General features: G+C 39.3%; 16 protein-coding genes. 5 read left to right on the forward strand and 11 right to left on the reverse strand.

Going from position 1 to position 19,215, the window contains the following annotated elements; all coding sequences use genetic code 11:
• Positions 1 to 130 precede the first annotated feature (130 nt).
• Positions 131 to 1,786: a bifunctional protein tyrosine phosphatase family protein/NAD(P)/FAD-dependent oxidoreductase gene (locus tag MKL51_RS08210; protein WP_017481189.1), complete on the reverse strand. Its 1,656-nt coding sequence runs from the start codon at positions 1,784 to 1,786 to the stop codon at positions 131 to 133.
• A gap of 9 nt (positions 1,787 to 1,795) precedes the next feature.
• Entirely contained in the window at positions 1,796 to 2,491 is a 696-nt protein-coding gene (locus tag MKL51_RS08220) for an MBL fold metallo-hydrolase (protein ID WP_017481190.1), read from the reverse strand.
• A 191-nt stretch (positions 2,492 to 2,682) separates the two neighbouring features.
• Here MKL51_RS08220 and MKL51_RS08225 point away from each other — a divergent pair, with 191 nt between their 5' ends.
• Positions 2,683 to 3,954, forward strand: coding sequence for a sigma-54 interaction domain-containing protein (locus MKL51_RS08225; protein ID WP_068551084.1), 1,272 nt, complete (start codon positions 2,683 to 2,685; stop codon positions 3,952 to 3,954).
• A 69-nt stretch (positions 3,955 to 4,023) separates the two neighbouring features.
• Positions 4,024 to 4,935 carry a bestrophin family protein gene (locus MKL51_RS08230; protein WP_000637010.1) on the forward strand — a complete coding sequence of 304 codons (912 nt, stop codon included), beginning with the start codon at positions 4,024 to 4,026 and terminating at the stop codon, positions 4,933 to 4,935.
• A 47-nt stretch (positions 4,936 to 4,982) separates the two neighbouring features.
• Here the strand turns inward: MKL51_RS08230 and MKL51_RS08235 are convergent, their stop codons facing one another.
• Genes MKL51_RS08235 through MKL51_RS08260 form a run of 6 tightly spaced genes read right to left on the reverse strand, consistent with a single transcriptional unit; the run spans position 4,983 to position 11,829 of the window.
• Positions 4,983 to 6,041, reverse strand: coding sequence for a 2,3-butanediol dehydrogenase (locus MKL51_RS08235; protein WP_005110937.1), 1,059 nt, complete (start codon positions 6,039 to 6,041; stop codon positions 4,983 to 4,985).
• Positions 6,042 to 6,070: 29 nt separating this feature from the next.
• Entirely contained in the window at positions 6,071 to 6,856 is a 786-nt protein-coding gene (locus MKL51_RS08240) for an acetoin reductase (RefSeq protein ID WP_017481192.1), read from the reverse strand.
• Between the two features lie 26 nt (positions 6,857 to 6,882).
• A complete protein-coding gene (gene lpdA, locus MKL51_RS08245; RefSeq protein WP_005069338.1) occupies positions 6,883 to 8,286 on the reverse strand; it encodes a dihydrolipoyl dehydrogenase in 1,404 nt (467 codons plus the stop codon).
• 10 nt (positions 8,287 to 8,296) lie between these two features.
• The gene (locus tag MKL51_RS08250) at positions 8,297 to 9,832 is read right to left on the reverse strand and encodes a 2-oxo acid dehydrogenase subunit E2 (protein ID WP_270904283.1); all 1,536 of its coding nucleotides are present in this window, start codon (positions 9,830 to 9,832) and stop codon (positions 8,297 to 8,299) included.
• 1 nt (position 9,833) lies between these two features.
• Positions 9,834 to 10,853, reverse strand: coding sequence for an alpha-ketoacid dehydrogenase subunit beta (locus tag MKL51_RS08255; RefSeq protein ID WP_001133054.1), 1,020 nt, complete (start codon positions 10,851 to 10,853; stop codon positions 9,834 to 9,836).
• Positions 10,854 to 10,866: 13 nt separating this feature from the next.
• Complete coding sequence (locus MKL51_RS08260; protein WP_017481194.1) at positions 10,867 to 11,829, reverse strand: thiamine pyrophosphate-dependent dehydrogenase E1 component subunit alpha; 963 nt, start codon at positions 11,827 to 11,829, stop codon at positions 10,867 to 10,869.
• 362 nt (positions 11,830 to 12,191) lie between these two features.
• On the opposite strand from MKL51_RS08260, the gene lipA reads away from it, so the two are divergent.
• Together lipA and MKL51_RS08270 are read left to right on the forward strand one after the other, a co-directional pair.
• Positions 12,192 to 13,178, forward strand: a complete 987-nt coding sequence (gene lipA / locus MKL51_RS08265; RefSeq protein ID WP_017481195.1) for a lipoyl synthase — start codon at positions 12,192 to 12,194, stop codon at positions 13,176 to 13,178.
• 156 nt (positions 13,179 to 13,334) lie between these two features.
• Positions 13,335 to 14,474, forward strand: coding sequence for a hypothetical protein (locus MKL51_RS08270; protein WP_017481196.1), 1,140 nt, complete (start codon positions 13,335 to 13,337; stop codon positions 14,472 to 14,474).
• A gap of 48 nt (positions 14,475 to 14,522) precedes the next feature.
• Here MKL51_RS08270 and MKL51_RS08275 read toward each other — a convergent pair whose 3' ends face one another.
• Entirely contained in the window at positions 14,523 to 15,275 is a 753-nt protein-coding gene (locus MKL51_RS08275) for a TenA family transcriptional regulator (RefSeq protein ID WP_002113940.1), read from the reverse strand.
• A 320-nt stretch (positions 15,276 to 15,595) separates the two neighbouring features.
• Between MKL51_RS08275 and MKL51_RS08280 the strand changes: the two genes are divergently transcribed.
• Positions 15,596 to 16,825 carry a GGDEF domain-containing protein gene (locus tag MKL51_RS08280; protein ID WP_270904284.1) on the forward strand — a complete coding sequence of 410 codons (1,230 nt, stop codon included), beginning with the start codon at positions 15,596 to 15,598 and terminating at the stop codon, positions 16,823 to 16,825.
• Between the two features lie 243 nt (positions 16,826 to 17,068).
• On the opposite strand, the gene MKL51_RS08285 is transcribed toward MKL51_RS08280, so the two are convergent.
• Entirely contained in the window at positions 17,069 to 17,785 is a 717-nt protein-coding gene (locus tag MKL51_RS08285) for a hypothetical protein (RefSeq protein WP_025468409.1), read from the reverse strand.
• Between the two features lie 329 nt (positions 17,786 to 18,114).
• A complete protein-coding gene (gene aroC, locus MKL51_RS08290; RefSeq protein WP_017481198.1) occupies positions 18,115 to 19,206 on the reverse strand; it encodes a chorismate synthase in 1,092 nt (363 codons plus the stop codon).
• Between the last annotated feature and the right edge of the window lie 9 nt (positions 19,207 to 19,215).

The raw sequence follows: 19,215 nt of genomic DNA on the forward strand, positions 1-19,215 counted from the left end.
AAAGTTTGCTTTGTTTATCCTCTTAACTCGAACATAGTTCTCGTCTTGCGCTCGTACAAAGCGTTGCTTTGCTTAACCTCTTAACTCGAACATAGTTCTCGTCTTGCGCTCGTACAAAGCGTTGCTTTGCTTAACCTCGCTCAGGTTTGACCATCCACTCGCGGCCTTTAAGCATGCCTTGCCAGTAAATCGGCGGTAAAATCTGCTCTTTAAGCAGCCAAGCCAAACGGGAAGGCTTTTGCCCATCAATCACCCATTTTGGAAAACTTGGGAGTAATTTGCCGCCGTAACCGAACTCAGCCAGAACGATTTTTCCACGTTCTACAGTAAGTGGACATGAGCCATAGCCGTTGTACTCGCAGAAGTTTTGTTCACCTTTGAGCTGGGCTATAACATTAACCGCAACGATCGGAGCTTGTGCTCGTGCCGCAGCAGCAGTTTTGGCATTAGGTGCATTCATTACATCGCCTAAAGCAAAAATATTGGCATGTTGTGTATGTTGTAGGGTTTGAGGATTCACGCTCACCCAGCCTGCTTCATCAGTGAGTGTGCTGGCACGAATAAAGTCTGGGGCTTGTTGCGGTGGAACAACATGCAACATATCGAAATCAGTCTCGACCAATGCTGTATTTTCATTGTTCACTACCTTAAACCATGCTTTTTTTGCAGGCCCATCTACTTTGACAAGTTGATGGTTAAAATGCAGTTCAGAGCCATATTTTTCGACATATTGCATTAGTGCAGGTACATATTCCTTCACACCAAATAAAACAGCGCCAGTGTTATAAAAATGAATAGAGATATCTTTAAGTTTGCTTTGCTTTAACCAGTAATCGGCTGAAAGGTACATCGCTTTTTGAGGAGCACCGGCACACTTAATCGGCATAGGTGGTTGGGTAAAGATTGCCTTTCCACCGTTTAGCTGTTGCACCAGTTCCCATGTATACGGCGCCAAGTCATATCGATAGTTAGACGTCACCCCATTTTTACCTAAAGTTTCGACTAAGCCTTCAATGCCATGCCAATTTAGTTTTAAACCAGGACAGACGACTAAGGCTTTATATTGAATGGGTTGGCATCCTTCCAAAATAACCTGATTATGCTCAGGGTCGAATCCAGCAACAGCTGCTTTCATCCATTTCACTTTTGAAGGAATCACACTTACCATTGACCGTGCGGTTACTTGTGGTTTGAAAATACCCCCACCAACCATGGTCCAGCCCGGTTGATAATAATGTGTATCTGCCGGATCAATAATGACAATATCTAAATGAGGTTCACGACATAAAAGACTAGACGCTACAGAAATTCCTGCTGCTCCAGCGCCCACAATCACAACGCTATAACAAGGAATAGTGGCTGGTTCATGGTCACGTTTTAAAATACGTGGCACCAAGCCTTTCAAATTGAACCCAAGCTTATTACCCGATTCAACTAACAATGTTGCATCTTTTGGGGCAATTTCAGCCAAAGCCCATAAACTGATTGCACGCATACCAGTACGGCAATACGCTAAAACAGGTTTTTGGGCATTCTGATAAAGCTGTTTAAACTCAGCAACTTGTTGATCGGTAATTTTGCCACTGGTAACCGGTTGATAGATTACGTTTAGGCCATATTGTTGAGCTGCTTCTTCAATTTCAATTACATTCGGTTGGTCTGCACCTTCTCCATCTGGACGGTTACATATCAGTGTTTTTATTCCTTGGCCTGCAATTTTTGCGACATCATCGGCAGTAATCTGGCCCGCAACATAAAATTCTTGATTAACTCGTTTAAGTTCCATATTGCCACCTTATAATTGTGAAATTGAGCCGCAAGCCTGATTGGCAGGAAGTGCTTTATCGATTTGTTTTGGATATGGCAGATTTAAGTTATTCATTAATTCAATAAAATCTTCACGCGAGCGATTCCGACCTAGACGTGAATTATTTAAACGTTCATAACCAATTGTTGAAGACAGACGACCTTTATAATCGTGTCCCGGATACACAATAGTCTCGTCAGGCAGGCTGAAAAGTTGTTTATGAATACTGTCATAAAGTGTGCCTGCATTACCTTGTTGGAAGTCAGTTCGACCGCATCCATCAATTAATAATGCATCGCCCGTGAAAACCATGTTTTCAACTAAATAACTCGTACAAGCATTGGTATGACCTGGTGTATAACGTGCTTCAATACTGAGATTGCCAACCTTAAGTATGCAACCATCTGTAATTAAAATATCTCCGCAACTTACATCTGAATTACGGTGCAAAACCGATTTGCAATGGAAACGTTCACGAAGTAAATTCGCAGCAGTAATATGGTCTGCATGAACATGTGTATCTAAGGTATAGATGAGCGTAAATTGATGCCGCTCTAACTCTTTTGTATAAATCTCTATATCTGATGCGACTGGGTCAATTAAAACAGCCTCTCGTGTTTCTTCACACCCAAGCATATATGTATAAGTCGAACTTTCCTGCTCAAAAAACTGCTTAAAGAACATGATTTATACCCCAATAATTTATTTCTTTCCTATATTTTGCAAATAAGGTGCCAATTATTTAAAATTAAATAATAAATATAAAAATCAAATATTTAAAACAATAAGTGAAATTAAAGTTAGAAAATAAACTCAGCTTGATGTTCCTTTGAAACTCAAGTATGTTTCAATGAAACGATTGTGAAACATATGAAATGGCAAAGTTAAATTTTGAGTCAGAACAAGATTTTTTTATTTTATTTGAGCAATTAAAAGCTTTATTTCCAAATGCGAGTCTGTTTTTAGCAGACACAACGACTCAAGCAATTCACTATAAATTTAATACAGATGATATTTCTGTTGAGAGCATGGCAGCGCTTACTCAAGACCATCATAATCAGTATCTTGAAATCAATACTCCTAAAATGAGAAAGCGATTCATCTATCAGGAAAATGATATTTACATCGCAGAGCATCGCATTATCGGGAAATTGCATATTCTACAGCCTGTTAGAATAGAGAATGATATTGCTGATCAAGTAGAGCTCACAGAACAATTGCAAGACTTAAGCAAGATCTTTAATAGCTGTTCGCCTGAAATGACTCGTATGTTTTCAATCATTCAAAGAGTTGCTATTACTGAGTTTCCTGTGCTTGTTCGCGGTGAATCTGGTAGCGGTAAAGAACTGGTGGCACAAGCAATTCATGATTATAGCCAACGTAAAAATAAGATTTTTGTAGCGATTAACTGTGCAGCTTTAAATTCTAATATTCTAGAGAGTGAACTTTTTGGACATGTGAAAGGTGCTTTTACGGGAGCAATTCGTGACCATAAAGGCGTTTTTGAACGTGCCGCAGGTGGAACACTGTTTCTAGATGAAATTGCCGAGATTCCTTTAGAGCTTCAGGCTAAATTATTACGGGTCTTAGAAACAGGTGAATTTACTCCTGTAGGTGGTGAAAAACCGATTCAAGCCAATGTCCGAATTATTACCGCAACACATAAAGCTTTACGTGAAGAAGCTAAGGCTGGACGTTTCCGTCACGATTTACTCTACCGTTTGCGTGTGATTCCAATTTTTATACCACCCCTCAGAGAGCGAAAAGTCGATATTCCTCTTATTGTCGATCAGATTTTAAAAGAGAGCTCCACTCAACTCGACACCATGCCTCGCCATGTTAATCAAAAAGCCATGCAAGTTTTATTGAACTATGACTGGCCGGGAAATGTTCGTGAACTAAAAAATACTCTGCTTTATGCGTTAACAATGGCAAATGGTAAGGATGAAATCGAAGTCGAAGACTTACCAAATGAACTCTTAAATGCTGAAGATTACGTTAAATTGCCTGAGACAAATACAGAACTTACCCCTGAAAATGTACAAGCTGCTTTAGAAAAATATAACCATAACCTAAATATGGTTGCTAATATTTTTGGTATTAGCCGTACAACGCTTTGGCGCTATAGACAAAAGCATAAGCTTTAGTTAGGTATTTAGCTCGTCTAAGGCGTATCATATTGCACTTGGTTAGGTTCATTAGTTCAAAGGCTTTATATGATTGTTCGTGATAAAAGCAATGTATTTAAACTCTTATTTGCTTGGAAAGGAACAATTTTACCGAAGGTCTTGCCAGCACTGAGTTTTGTTGTACTTATTTCAGCATGTGTGGTCTGGCTCTCTTATTATCATTGGATTCAAATCCCTACCGTACCCGCGATCGGATTTACCATCTTTGGCGTGATTCTTTCGATTTGTACGGGTTTTAGAAATAACGCTTGTTATGACCGATGGTGGGAAGGTCGCAAGCTCTGGGGTGCTTTAATTGCCAATGCCAGACATATTGTTAGAGATAGCCATGTTTTATCTAATGAACAACGTGAACATTTAATTCATCAGGTCTTAATTTTTAGTAACTTGTTGCGTGATCGACTGCGTCAACAAACAGTCGAACCCACAAAATTTCTCGAACATGCCTATTTAAATAATTCTTCACTTAATTATTTAAATGAGCATATTAATGCACCGCAATTTGTACTCGAAAATATTCAAAAAGATTTAGTTAAAATACTAAAAGATGGCGAAATTAGTGACATTATATATAGCACGCTAAATCGACATATTGTTGAGCTAGGTAATATCCAAGCAGGTTGTGACCGAATTGCTGGCACGCCTTTGCCCTACTCATATTCAGTACTTTTGCATCGTGCTGTTTATTGTTTCTGTTTCATCTTACCATTTAGCCTTGAAGCAGCTTTAGGTATTTGGACACCGCTTATTGTCGGCTTAATTGCTTATATGTTTTTAGGTTTAGATGCCCTAAGTGCTCAAATTGAAGAACCTTTTGGTTTGCAAGAAAATGATTTACCGCTCGATTCTATTGTGCGTTTGATTGAACGTGAGTCTCTTAGTTCTTTAGGGCAGCCATTACCCCCTATTATTGAAGCTCAAAACAACAATTTACTTTAATAAAAAAGAGCGAATCATCGCTCTTTTTTATAGGCTTGAGTGTTTATTTATGGATGTACGATAATCTTAACGGCTGACTCATTATTATGAATTAAAGTTTCAAAGCCTTGTGAAATCAAATCATCAAGTTGAATACGCTGCGTAATAAAAGGTTCCAGATTTATTTTTCCTTCTTCTACCAGTTTAATGGTTTCTTGATGGTCATTTACATAGGCAATTGTGCCTCGTACATCAAGCTCTTTCATTACCACACTGTGCACATTAATTGATGCTGGGTGACTCCAAATCGAAACTATAACAATCACACCTGTTGGTTTCACTGCCGCGACTAAAGTATCTAACACCTTGTTAACGCTACTACATTCAAACGCGACATCGACACCATCGCCATTGGTAATTTTCATAACCTCAGAAACAACATCAACTTCTGACGGGTCTAAAATATAATCTGCAACACCCGACTCTTTGGCTTTTTCTTTACGTTTGGCACTTAGTTCGGTAATGATGACTTTAAGCCCTTTCGCTTTTAAAATTGCCGAAAGCAATAAACCAATTGGCCCCGCACCGCCAACCAGTGCAATATCACCAGCCTTTGCACCACTACGTACGAAAGCATGGTGACCTACCGATAACGGTTCAATTAAGGCTGCTTGATCTAGTGGAATTTTATTGGAAATTGGATGCACCCAACGGCGTTTAACCGCAATTTTTTCCGATAAACCACCGCCACGACCACCTAAACCAATAAAGTTCATATTTTTGGAAAGATGATAATTATCGCCCGGTCCAGTCGGCACATCATCGGCCACAATATAAGGCTCTACGACGACATGCTGACCAATTTCAATATCATCAACACCTTTACCTACAGCATAGACGACACCTGAAAACTCATGGCCCATAGTAATCGGTGCAGATTCGCCTGAAATAGGATGCGGATGTCCACACGGGGGAATAAAAATTGGCCCTTCCATAAACTCATGTAAATCTGTACCACAGATTCCACACCAAGCCACCTTAATGCCTACAGTGCCGGGAGTGACTTCTGGTTCAGGGATATCTTCAATGCGAATATCGCCTCTGTCATAAAAACGCGCTGCTTTCATTATTATCTCCCTCAAATCAGGATTTTGTTTTAGCGATAGACAATGCCGCCGTCCGTTAAAATGGATTGACCCGTAATATAGTCCGAATCATTACTTGCCAGAAAAGCAACTAATGCGGCTACATCGTCTGGTGTTTGGGCTCTACCTAAAGCAATACCTTCCACATACTTTTTATAAGTTTCACCAATTGCGGCACCGGTAATTTCAGCAAAACGTTTATCGATTTCAACCCACATATCAGTTCCGACAATTCCGGGGCAATATCCATTTACCGTAATACCGTGACTGGCATATTCTTTTGCCGCAGCTTGGGTAAGTGCTCGTACCGCAAATTTGGTTGCCGAGTAAATACCGAGTAAAGCAAACCCATCGTGGCCTGCAATTGAGCAAGCATTAATGATTTTTCCTTTATGTTGACGTTGCTTAAATTTTGCAGCAGCAGCCTGTATTGCCCACAGCACGCCGCCAATATTAATATCAACAATTTTTTGGAATTCATCAGGTGTGATATCCGCAATCGCTTGTACTTGTGCAATTCCAGCGTTATTAATCATGACATCAAACCCACCAAGTGTCTGCTCAGCATGATTTATAGCGGCATACACTTGCTCGCGGTCACTTACATTAGCAATAAATATGCTCGCATTTACACCTAAAGCTTGAATTTCCTGCTGCACATCGTTCAGTTGATCTTGTTTCATATCAACTAATGCAATATGTGCTCCTTCTTGCGCCAAGCGCAGGGCAATCCCACGGCCAATGCCTTGAGCTGCCCCAGTCACTAAAACGACTTTATTTTTTAATCCCTTAACCATGTTCAACTCCTGTAAATTTAGAATTTCTACATATGAATCGCTCGTTGCATTGAAGCCAAAATGGATTCATGCATGGCTTCTGATAATGTTGGATGTGGGAAAATCACTTGAGCTAAACTTTCATCAGTTGCTTCTAGATATTTCGCAATCGCAAAGCCTTGAATATGTTCGGTCACTTCATGACCCACCATATGTGCACCAAGTAATTCACCCGTTTCTGCATGTATCACCGTTTTAACGAAACCTGACGCATCTCCAATTGCCAAAGCTTTACCATTTGCAGTTAAAGAAAACTTACCGATTCGTATAGGTAGATTCTGAGCTTTTGCTGCATTTTCCGTTAAACCAATACTCGCCACTTGTGGATGTGTAAAAATACAACCCGGTATCTGGCTACGATCGAGTGAATGGACGTTTGCTACACCAGCGATTTTCTCGACACATATCATGGCTTCATGGCTTGCTTTATGGGCAAGACACGGTGCACCAGCCACATCACCGATGGCATAAAGCCCTGCTACGTTGGTTTTACAATAGTCATCAATTGCCACAAAACCTTGTCGATTGAGTTCTACACCTAAACGTTCTAGTCCTAGCCCTGTGGTATTCGGCTGTACACCAATTGCCGAAAGCACGCGGTCAAAAACAAGCGTTTGAACATCATTTGCCGTTTCAACTACACAGTGGACTTGCTCATTTTCAATCTGAATACTTTGAACGACAGCATCGGTTAAGACTTTCATACCTTTTTGTTCAAATTGTTTTCTAACAAATTGAGCAACCTCTGCATCTTCGGTCGGTAAAATTTGCTTAGCTAAATCAATAAGCGTGACCTGACATCCCAAGTCTTGATAAAGGCTAGCAAATTCACTACCAATTGCACCCGAGCCCACAACCATTAAACTTTTTGGTAACTGTTCTGGAACAAGTGCTTCTTTATAGCTCCAGACATATGTTCCATCGACAGGAAGCTGAGAAACATGTCGAGCTTTAGCTCCAGTTGCCAAAATAATATGGGGCGCACTCAAAGCCTGACTGTTACCTTGAGCATCGGTCACTTCAATTTTTTCTTTAGCCGTAAGCTGAGCACGACCATTAAAAACCGTCACCTGATTGTTTTTAAGTAAGTAATCGATGCCTTGTACCAGCTGTGCTGAAACTTGTCGGCTATGTTGTACAAGCTTTTGAATATCAAAATCGAGTTGAGATACCTGAAAACCAAACTGTCCAGCATGTTTAAACTGAGTTGCAAGCTCTGCGCCTGCAAGCAAAGCTTTAGTTGGAATACAGCCCCAATTTAGACAAATTCCGCCTAAATGTTGCTCTTCTACAATTGCGGTTTTTAACCCGAGCTGGGCTGCACGAATTGCAGCCACATACCCACCCGGTCCCGCGCCAATCACAATTAAATCAAATTGAGCTTCTGACATGCGGGTTCTCCTACACCAAAATTAAAGCAGGGTTTTCAACAAACTGCTTAAAGCTGGCCAAGAATTTCGCCCCAACTGCGCCATCAATGATTCGGTGATCGCATGACAACGTCGCTGTGACAATCTCACGAACCACTACATTGCCATTTTCGACAACAGCGCGAGATTCCGAAGCACCTAATGCCATAATTGCACCTTGCGGTGGGTTAATAATGGCGTCGAACTGTTTAATGCCTAACATTCCTAAATTTGAAATGCTAAAGCTGCCTCCCTGAAACTCGTCAGGTTGTAACTTGCCAGTCTTGGCACGCGTTGCCAAATCACGCATGTCATCGGAAATTTGTGCTAAAGACTTCTGATTTGCTGCTTTTACAATGGGTGTAATTAAACCGTTTGGAATCGCTACGGCCACCGAAATATCCGCTTGAGAGAACTGTAAAATTGATTGAGTCGCCTCATCAAATTGAACATTCACCTCAGGTACTTTAATCAGCGCGGCGGCAGCTGCCTTAATTAGCATGTCATTAATAGAAAGTTTGACTTGTGGAACAGTCTCATTAATCTGCTTACGTAGTTTTTGCAAAGCTTCTACGTTGAGATCGACCACTAAGCGGAAATGCGGTGCGTTACGTTTTGCAGCCTGTAACCGTGAAGCAATCGCTTTACGCATCCCATTCATCGCAACAGTCGTAACGGTTGATTGTGGTTGAGCTGCACATTGTACAGGTTGTTCACTTACCGACACTGGGTTATTACGATAGTAAACTGCCTCAACATCTTCTTTACAGACACGGCCACGAGTACCTGAAACACGGCAGTCATTTAGATTAATGCCCCATTGTTTTGCCAAACGACGTGCCACAGGTGTCGCTAAAACTTGGCTATCATCGGCTGTAGATTTAACCACTTTAGCTTGAGTTTGCTGCTTAATATCAGGCCATTGACCACCAGCAGCTTGTACAGCTTTCTGGATGTCGTGAACACTAATGCGGCCTTCACGACCAGAACCTGAGACTTTTGCCAAGTTTACATTGTGCTTTTCTGCAAGCTTTAACGCATGCGGTGTTGCAAACAAATCATCAGATGTTTGATAGCCTTGTAATGACTCTGGTACAGCGTAGTCACCTTTAGCGACCTTTGCAGGAGCTGAAGCACTTGCAGCTACAGACTGTGGTTGTTCTGCTTTTTCAGCAACAGGTGCAGATGTTTCTGCTTTACTTTGCTCCGAAGGTGCTTCAGGGGCTTTAGCTGCTGAACCACCTAGTGATGCAATAAACTGCTCAATTTCTGCATCAGAAACTTGGCTTTCAGCACATACGGCAATAAGACCACCAACAGGTAAAGTATCACCATCTTTCGCTAAAATTTTACGGAGAGTTCCCGCAAAAGGCGCTTCTAATACATTGACGATTTTTGTGGTTTCAATTTCACAAATTTCATCGCCCTTATTAAAGCTATCACCCTCTTTAATCAACCATTGGGCGATCGTGCCTTCTTCCATGGATAATCCCCATTTTGGGATCTCCAGCGTTTTAATTTCGCTCATCCTAAGCCTCCAATGTTTTTCGCACAGCTTGCTCAATACGCTCTACACTTGGAATCCATTCTTTTTCTAAAACTGGAGAGAATGGAACAGGCGTATGTGGTGGCGTTACAAGTTCAACAGGTGCTTTCAAATAGTGGAAACCTTTCTGTGCAACTAGTGCAGCAACATCATGTCCAAAACCACAACGTGCAGCTGATTCATCCACAATAACCACACGTCCAGTCGACGCAACAGACTCTAAAATTCCTTCTTCATCCAGAGGTGAAATTGTACGAGGGTCTACCACTTCAACCGAAATACCATCTTTTGCCAATTTGTCTGCCACTTCATTAGCACGATGTACCATCAAGCCTAAAGCAATAATGGTCACGTCTGTCCCTTCACGGGTGTAATTTGCTACACCAAAAGGAATGGTATAGGCATCATCTGGAACTTCGCCTTTAATGTCATAGAGCATTTTATGCTCACAGAACACCACAGGGTCGTCATCACGAATGGCCTGAATTAATAGCCCTTTCACATCATATGGGCTAGATGGAACCACAACTTTTAAGCCCGGAACCGCGGCAAATACGTTATATGGTGACTGAGAATGCTGAGCTGCCGCAGAAAAACCTGCGCCAATCATGCCACGTACAACCATTGGCGCTTTTGCTTTTCCGCCAAACATATAACGGAATTTAGCGGCTTGGTTATAAAGCATGTCATGACACACGCCATAGAAATCCATAAACATTAAATCAGCAACAGGTCGTAAACCTGTTGCAGCCGCACCGGCGGCCATACCGATAATTGCAGACTCGGTAATTGGTGTATCAATCACACGTTCTGAACCAAACTCCGTCCATAAACCTTTGGTTACGCCCAATACACCACCGAAACCTTCTAACTGATTTTCTTCAGTGTTCTTACCGCCGTGTCCACCGCGAACATCTTCACCAACAACAAATACGGTTGGATCACGACGCATTTCTGATTCAATGGCTTCTTTAATTGCATTACGAAAACTTTTATTTGGCATCTTTACTATTCCTTTAGTAAGAGACATAGACGTCAGTAAGGAGTTGTTCTGGTTTTGGGTATGCCGCAGCACGAGCTTTAGCAACGGCATCATCAACATTTGCCTTTGAAGCTGCATCAATCTCGTCTAGTTTGGCTTCATCAATTTTGCCTTTAACTTTTTCGCGGAAAATTTTCAAAGGATCTTTATTTTCTTTGATGAACTCGACTTCTTCTTTAGAACGAATCAAGCCAGGGTCACCTTCGAAGTGGCCATAAAAACGGTTTGTAATGGTTTCAATAACACTCGGACCTTCACCACGACGTGCACGTTCAATGGCAGTTTGAGCGGCTTCATAGACGGCAAAGAAATTGGTACCATCAACTTTAACTGCAGGTAAACCAAAACCTGCGGCACGACCAGCAATGTCTTTGCTTCCTACTGCGTAATCATGCCCTGTTCCTTCACCAAAGCCGTTATTTTCGAAAACGAAAATTACTGGAAGTTTAAGTACAACAGCCATATTCATCGCTTCAAAAGTAAGGCCTTGGTTTGAGCCACCGTCACCTGTAAAAGACAGTCCGACCCCACCAGTCTTTAAGGTTTTCGCTGTCAACGCCGCACCAATTGCTAAAGGAGGTCCACCACCCACAATCCCGTTGGCACCGAGCATACCTTTATCTAAATCGGCAATATGCATAGAACCGCCTTTTCCACGGCATAGCCCGTCATCTTTACCGAAAATTTCCAGCATCATGGCGTGAATGTCACAACCTTTTGCAATACAGTGTCCATGTCCACGGTGTGTTGAAGTGATATAGTCTTTGTCGGTTAAATTTTCGCAAATCCCGACTGCTACAGCTTCTTCACCACTGTATAAGTGAATAAAGCCAGGAATATCACCATTGGTATTTTCTTCGTGAAGTCGATCCTCAAATTCACGAATATCGCGCATGCGTTTATATGCTGCGAGTAATTGCTCTTCCGTTAATTGCATATCCTTTTCCTTTATTATCTTGATTATTAAAAATCAACCAAGTTTCAGCGAGAGTTATATATTTCGCTATAAATAATAAAGCTCAATTTAATTTAATATGCTATTAGACTAAAAAGTTTTAAATGGTTTTTATAGATATTATTTTTTATTTTTCAAAAACTTGAACAGCAAAAATAAAATTAAAAAATTTTAATACATTTCATTGACTTGTGAAACAAACCTTTAACCAACCTTTATTAATTTATAATATTAGCTGTGTACTACGCTCATTAATAAACTCTATATCCTTTATTTAAATTATAAGGATTTTTATTATATAGAGTCTAGTTAAATATTATTTGATATAAAATGGAATTTTATATATGGACTTAAAAAGGCAAATAGAAACTGGTATTAAATTAAGAGGAGCGGATAAAGTTGCTCGCATTCCGATTAAAATTCTACCTACAGAAGAGTTACCGACTAAACCTGACTGGATTAGAGCCAAAATAACCGATTTTGAAGAAATTAAACGCATAAAAAATTTGCTACGCCAACAAAAGTTACACAGTGTTTGCGAAGAAGCAGCGTGTCCAAATTTACCGGAATGTTTTGGTGGAGGTACGGCAACATTTATGATTATGGGCGATATTTGTACTCGTCGCTGCCCATTTTGTGATGTCGCTCATGGTCGTCCAAAACCGCTAGATGAAGATGAACCTAAGCATTTGGCAGAAACAGTCGCAAATCTAAACTTAAAGTATGTCGTGATTACCTCTGTAGACCGCGACGATCTACATGATGGCGGCGCTGCACATTTTGTAAAGTGTATTGAAGAAATTAGGAAAAGTTGTCCAGAAACATTGATTGAGATTTTAGTACCAGATTTTCGCGGTCGTTTAGAAACAGCTCTTTCGACTTTGAGCTTATCGCCTCCAGATGTGTTTAATCATAATATTGAGACGGTTCCTCGTTTATATAAAGCGATGCGCCCCGGTTCAGATTATCAACATTCACTAGAGTTACTTAAACGCTTTAAAGCATATTGTCCCGATATCAAAACTAAGTCTGGCCTGATGGTTGGATTAGGAGAAATAGAGGCTGAAGTGCTTGCCCTACTCAACGATTTAAAAGACTATCAAGTAGATCTTGTCACGATTGGTCAATATCTTCAGCCTTCAAAATCACATGCGCCTATTCATCGGTTTGTAAATTTACAAGAATTTGAACGATATACCCGACACGGTAAGCGATTAGGTTTTAAAAATATTTGGAGCGCACCTATGGTTCGTTCTAGCTATTTTGCTGATCGACAATATTTCGGAGAAGAAGTGCCAAAGCCTTTCAGCCGACAAGATGTCTTATCTTAATGATTAGGCAATTAACAAAACTTATCCAATAGGATAATGGTCAAGACTTATAAAATTATTTAAGGTAAGGAGATAACTAGGAAATAGTCACAATAAGAAAGTTATAACTGTTGAGCGGCTACGGATACGCCATTTCAATGATAAAGGAATTTCGATATGGATATGTCAGAACAATTATCATCGCCTTTAATAGACACTAGTCCGTCCTTATTTCGGCCGGAATCCTCATCTCATTCTAAACAATTAGGAAAAAAACCATCACTTGACCTTGAAGCAGCACCTTTGTTTGATCTGGGTGAGGAATGGGAACACTCATTATTTGGTCGTTCGATTCACGAGTGCCATCGCAACTTAATGCATATTGCCGAAGATGCCGATATGGCCATTGGTGTGACTGATCCTCATGGTACTCTACTTTGGACATGGAGTAGTCACCCTATGCGCTCATCGGCTGAGCAAGTACACTTTGTTGAAGGTGGACAATGGTCTACTCAGGCTGTAGGTCAAAATGCCATTGGTCTAGCATTAAATACACATTCTGCAAGCTGTGTTTACTCACACGAAAACCAGATGAATAGTGTCAGAGACTGGGTCTGTTATGCTGCCCCAATAACTGATGCAAATACAGGTCAGTTTTATGGAATTATGAATTTATCGACTAAATATCAAAAACATAATTCACTTGGAGTTTTAGCAGTAGAGCGTTGTGCTGACATTGTTAAACAAGCAATTCAGCTTCATCAGAAAAATATCTTATATATTAAAGCCTTCGGTACTCCTAAAGTTCAATATAACCAACACAGCCTTACATTGACTCAACGTCAAATTGAGATTCTGTGCATTCTAACCCTTTGTCCCGAAGGGATTAATCTTGAAGAACTTCACTATGCTTTATATGGTGATCGGCCTGTAAGTACCACCACTTTAAAAGCAGAACTTTCTCAACTCAGAAACTTAATACCCGACGTTATCGAGTCACGACCATATAGACTTAACTGCGAAATTCAATGTGATTTTTTAATGGCCGAACAAGCCTTAAACCTTGGTTTTACATCAACTACGCTTACACTCTATAGAGGAAGTTTCTTAGCCAAATCAGAAAGTCCTTTTTTATGCGCATGGAGAGATTGTTTTGACGCTCGTTTGAGTCATGTGATTTATCAAATTGAAGATATTGATCAATTATTGCGAGTAGTCAGTCGTGTACCAGACCGTGTAGATGCTGTTGAACGTTTACTTGAATTATTACCCGAAGAAACACCTTATCGAACTAAACTCTTAAAGTTGCTCGAATAAAATAAAAGGGAGAATATCCATACAATATTCTCCCTTTTTAAGGCTAGATCAAGCAGAGGCTTGAAGCTGTACCCTATAACAGTCGTCCAAAGCTAATTCATAATATCGCAGCCCTTCTTCAGCAGCATGAAATGCTTTTTGCTGCCAGTCAGGACGGTCATTACATAAGCGCTTAATCAATTCCATAGCTTCATATGGATGAAGATCATCGTAATGTGCATGAGCGCGCAACCAAGCTAAAGAACGTTTATCAATCGTGACTTCAGGATGATTAGTATAGGTATGAATACCTTTATACACCTGAATAGACCAATCTCCAGTTGCCCATTCAATCGCCAAATTTGTTGCAGCCAGACATTCTGCCAAATTGCCTCGATGACTCATATTCCACAGAAAATGGTTTACAGCATTCATAGCAGCGGGTGGTCGTACATGATCAAGTTCTTCAACTGTTAAGCCAAAACCTCCAGCCCAATCGCGATACCATTTTAAGTGTCGCTCTTCTACCTTAATATTTTGAATTAACCAATCTCGCGCTTCAGTAACTCCCGGTTCAGAAAATCCAGTCGCTTTCCCCAATGCTCCAGCCATATATGACGGGAAATGGGCGACTAATGGATAGAAATTAAGTAGAGCATAACGGAAACTATCTAGGCTCAATCCCCCATTGGCCATTTCCGTAAAAAACGGATGTTTACTCACCCGTTCTTTAGCTGGTAACAGGTCGTCCCAGAACCGTTGTGACCATCCATTATGCGGCGTAATTTCTAAATTCATTCCATATTGATTTAGAGCAGTCATTGCTAATTTTCCTATTTATATGACAGTAATCATCTGTATTTCACGCTATAAGTCTATCCGAAAATGATAAAGATACAATCGTTAATCGACCATTTGTAACTTTTTTCGATGGATTGGAGAACTTTAGATAATTATTAGGCTAATCATTGAAATGTCGTGATTTTTATCACATTTAACATAGATAAAAATCATTACTTTTTTAAAAAATCTGTATTATTATTTTGAATAAACCACACATTATATAATCAATATTTTTAGATGGAACTTTACTTAAAATAAGTCTCATTTTATGACAACTTCCAATATAGAGAGCATTAATTATGAAGTTGCAGGGTTCCAATATATTGGGACAGGAACAAATAGATTTATTAACCACACGAGGATTAAACTTTGTATGGTTTCCAAAGCAGCTTGAAACGATTTATCGTTTTCAATACCAAAACGGTGCTGCCTATGAGTTCCGCTATAGAGCGCCTATTATTTTAATATTATATATATTTTTAAGCTTTGGTATATATCAAGTTTTACCAAGTGAACAAGTTTTATCCTGGTTTAGCTATTATTCTTGGGTTGGTGTAATTGTTCTTATCGCTTGGATTTTATCATTTATTAAAAAATTAAATCAGTATTTTGATTATTATGTAGGAGTTGGCTCGGCTTTAGCGGTAGCAATTACTTTTATTTTAATTAACGTTATTGAGAATGGACAAGATAATGTTCTTTTTCATGCTGCGATGATGTATGCAATCGTTATTATTTATGGTGCTGTTGGTATGCGCTTCTATACAGCCATATTTGCTGGATGGATGGGAGGACTAGTTGGAATTTTAGTAAGTAACTACTTAAATGGTGTGATCGACTGGACGTTCTTAAACCGAACTTACACTTTTAGTAGATTTTTGGGAATGACCCTCGCCTATGCAACGGACCGTCAACATCGAGAAAACTATTTACAAAACTGTATGATTGAGCTGAACCGCATTGAGCTCATGCAACAAGCGCAGCAGTTATCCTTACTTTCTCAGCAAGATGCACTTACTGGTTTAGCCAATCGACGTTATCTAGATGAAACCTTGGATAATGAATGGCGCCGTGCATTACGACACGAAACCCCACTCACTATTATGATGGTCGATATCGATTATTTTAAAGCCTACAATGATACGCTAGGACATCTCAAAGGTGATGAATGTTTAAAGGAAATCGCTATTGCTATTTCTTCTATTGCTGCTCGTAGTGGTGATTTAGTTGCTCGTTATGGTGGCGAAGAGTTCTTACTACTATTCCCAATGACAAATTCTCAGCAAGCTTTGATACAGGTCGAACGTTTAATGAATGCGATTAATAAAATTGCGATTAAACATCCATGTAGTGATGTTTCACCACATGTCACTATTAGTGTAGGCGTTGCGACCACAATTCCACGTCTAAATGATTCTATTTCTGCTTTTGTGGCACGAGCTGATCATGCATTATATAAAGCAAAAACCAATGGACGTAATCAATATAAGATTGCTGTAAACGAAGAACAAATTGTAGATTTAACTTAATAATAGCAAATAACAATTGAGGATAACTTTTGGCTAGTGATTACATTATTTGTTTTTGATATTAATCTTTTGAATTAAAATAATGAAAGAATTCTCTATTTAGCTTTTCCATCCGTGGTAAAGCTAAAATGTAATCTAGATTTAATATATACAAAATATTGTTGTTTAGTTCTTAATATTAAATTAAGAATGGTTTAGTTAAGATTAATACATACCTACTCTAACCTAAAAAATTCCAGTTCATCAGAATTCTCCTTTTAACTTCTTCCAAAGTTTATTTATAAGATAGAGCAATAAGTTTTGCTCCATCCTTGGAGGTGTTGTCTGAACAACTTCATTTGAAAACGGCAATATCGAGACAATATTCTCATGTATAGTTTCATAGTTCGGATGAGCCTCTTTTTTAATAATCTCTATAATTTTTTGTATTTCATCTACAGATAAGTTCAAGAATTTTTTAATTTCTTGGACTGTTTTTGATTCAATAGATAATAAAGCACAAACTCTAGTGACATTAACAATCTGCTCTGCATGAATATTTTTAAAGTTTGGATAACAAACAAGTTTATATAGAATTTTTGTCTCAAACGGATCTGTAGCGGTTATATTTTCTATTCGTTCTCGATAAGATTTTTTAAAATATTCATTATTTTCAATTTCTAATAAAATTTTTAATAGTTCCTGATACCTTAAGGGCCTCTTTAACCCATATTGATAACCTTTTAAAAGCTCAGGATTATTACTTAATACAATTTTAATTTTTTTAGGAATAAGAATATTTGTATAGCCACTGTCTAAATCAATAATATATATATCTGGATTATCATCACTATATATCCAGTTTTCAGATAGCTGAGAGGATAAAGATAAGTCATGAATAACTTTTATCATTGCCTCTAAGTTTTTAGGCAATAGTTTATCCTTTGACATACAGCCAATTCTATATGTACATTGATTCATTGATATTTCCCCAATTTCAATGATGACTTTGAAAATTATTTGTTTAAAGTAATAAAATTTAAATATGTAATAAACTTATATAAAACTAATTTGAATAAAATTAGTTTTAAGATATAAATATCTTGTGCAAGTATAAAAATTAATAAGATTTTAATTTTTACTTAAGCAGATAAATATATTCAGAAATAAATCGCGGGTATTATATTTATATAGAGATTATAAGACAAGGAAATAATTTAAAATTTAATAGAGCCCAATGTGATAAAAAATTAAAGCCCCCAAGTTTAAGTTAAATATGGGGGCTTAATTTACTACAGTCAGAATTATGACTATGGTTCAATTGGTGTAAACGGTGGAACAACATCTGCATTTTGTGCACGATGGCGTAGGAAGTGATCCATTAGGACAATAGCCAACATTGCTTCTGCAATTGGAGTTGCTCGTACACCTACACATGGGTCATGACGGCCTTTAGTCAATACATCAGTATCTTCACGGCTTAAATTAATCGTTTTACCTGGTGTTGTAATACTTGCAGTTGGTTTTAATGCAATGGCAACTCGAATGGTCTGACCACTCGAAATACCGCCTAAAATACCGCCCGCATGGTTCGCTAAGAAGCCATTACTCGTCAACTCATCACGTGTTTCATGACCAAATTGCCCAGCAACTGCGAAACCATCCCCGATTTCAACACCTTTAACCGCATTAATGCTCATCATGGCATGAGCAATGTCAGCATCTAGACGGTCAAAAACAGGTTCACCCCAACCTACAGGAACTTTTTCAGCTAAAATTTCTAGCTTAGCCCCGCAGCTTGTGCCTTGTTCACGTAAAGACGTAACCAATGCTTCAAAACGAGGAACAGCATCTACATCACCACAGAAAAATGGATTATTTGGAACTTCATTCCAATCCAGTTTTTCAGCAATTTCATTACCAATTTGTGTGACGTGACCGCGAATCAATACACCAAATTTTTCTGCTAAATATTTTTTAGCAATAGCACCCGCTGCAACACGCATAGCAGTTTCACGTGCACTCGAACGACCGCCACCACGATAATCACGGAAACCATACTTTTGTGTATATGTGTAGTCCGCATGACCCGGTCTAAAAGTCTGAGCAATATTGCCGTAATCTTTCGATTTTTGGTCAGTATTACGAATAAGTAAACCAATTGGCGTACCAGTAGTTTTGCCCTCAAACACACCAGAAATAATTTCAACCTGATCCGGCTCTTTGCGCTGAGTCGCAAATTTTGATGTACCCGGCTTACGGCGGTCCAGATCTTCTTGTAGATCTTCTTCGGTTAACTCAAGACCAGGTGGCACGCCATCAACAATTGCCATTAAGCCAACGCCATGAGACTCGCCACATGTCGTTACACGAAAGAGTTGTCCAATACTGTTCCCTGCCATATGTACAAC

Origin of the sequence: Acinetobacter sp. AOR18_HL (assembly GCF_027855145.1) — a bacterium.
Classification (GTDB): Bacteria; Pseudomonadota; Gammaproteobacteria; order Pseudomonadales; family Moraxellaceae; genus Acinetobacter; species Acinetobacter pittii.

Bases quoted from the DNA above. Each gene is read 5' to 3' on its own strand.
- MKL51_RS08285 (WP_025468409.1), bottom strand. From the start codon at position 17,785: ATGAATCAATGTACATATAGAATTGGCTGTATGTCAAAGGATAAACTA.
- MKL51_RS08255 (WP_001133054.1), bottom strand. From the start codon at position 10,853: ATGCCAAATAAAAGTTTTCGTAATGCAATTAAAGAAGCCATTGAATCA.
- lipA (WP_017481195.1), top strand. From the start codon at position 12,192: ATGGACTTAAAAAGGCAAATAGAAACTGGTATTAAATTAAGAGGAGCG.
- MKL51_RS08225 (WP_068551084.1), top strand. From the start codon at position 2,683: ATGGCAAAGTTAAATTTTGAGTCAGAACAAGATTTTTTTATTTTATTT.
- MKL51_RS08260 (WP_017481194.1), bottom strand. From the start codon at position 11,829: ATGCAATTAACGGAAGAGCAATTACTCGCAGCATATAAACGCATGCGC.
- MKL51_RS08270 (WP_017481196.1), top strand. From the start codon at position 13,335: ATGGATATGTCAGAACAATTATCATCGCCTTTAATAGACACTAGTCCG.
- lpdA (WP_005069338.1), bottom strand. From the start codon at position 8,286: ATGTCAGAAGCTCAATTTGATTTAATTGTGATTGGCGCGGGACCGGGT.
- MKL51_RS08235 (WP_005110937.1), bottom strand. From the start codon at position 6,041: ATGAAAGCAGCGCGTTTTTATGACAGAGGCGATATTCGCATTGAAGAT.
- MKL51_RS08210 (WP_017481189.1), bottom strand. From the start codon at position 1,786: ATGGAACTTAAACGAGTTAATCAAGAATTTTATGTTGCGGGCCAGATT.
- aroC (WP_017481198.1), bottom strand. From the start codon at position 19,206: ATGGCAGGGAACAGTATTGGACAACTCTTTCGTGTAACGACATGTGGC.
- MKL51_RS08275 (WP_002113940.1), bottom strand. From the start codon at position 15,275: ATGACTGCTCTAAATCAATATGGAATGAATTTAGAAATTACGCCGCAT.
- MKL51_RS08220 (WP_017481190.1), bottom strand. From the start codon at position 2,491: ATGTTCTTTAAGCAGTTTTTTGAGCAGGAAAGTTCGACTTATACATAT.
- MKL51_RS08250 (WP_270904283.1), bottom strand. From the start codon at position 9,832: ATGAGCGAAATTAAAACGCTGGAGATCCCAAAATGGGGATTATCCATG.
- MKL51_RS08230 (WP_000637010.1), top strand. From the start codon at position 4,024: ATGATTGTTCGTGATAAAAGCAATGTATTTAAACTCTTATTTGCTTGG.
- MKL51_RS08240 (WP_017481192.1), bottom strand. From the start codon at position 6,856: ATGGTTAAGGGATTAAAAAATAAAGTCGTTTTAGTGACTGGGGCAGCT.
- MKL51_RS08280 (WP_270904284.1), top strand. From the start codon at position 15,596: ATGAAGTTGCAGGGTTCCAATATATTGGGACAGGAACAAATAGATTTA.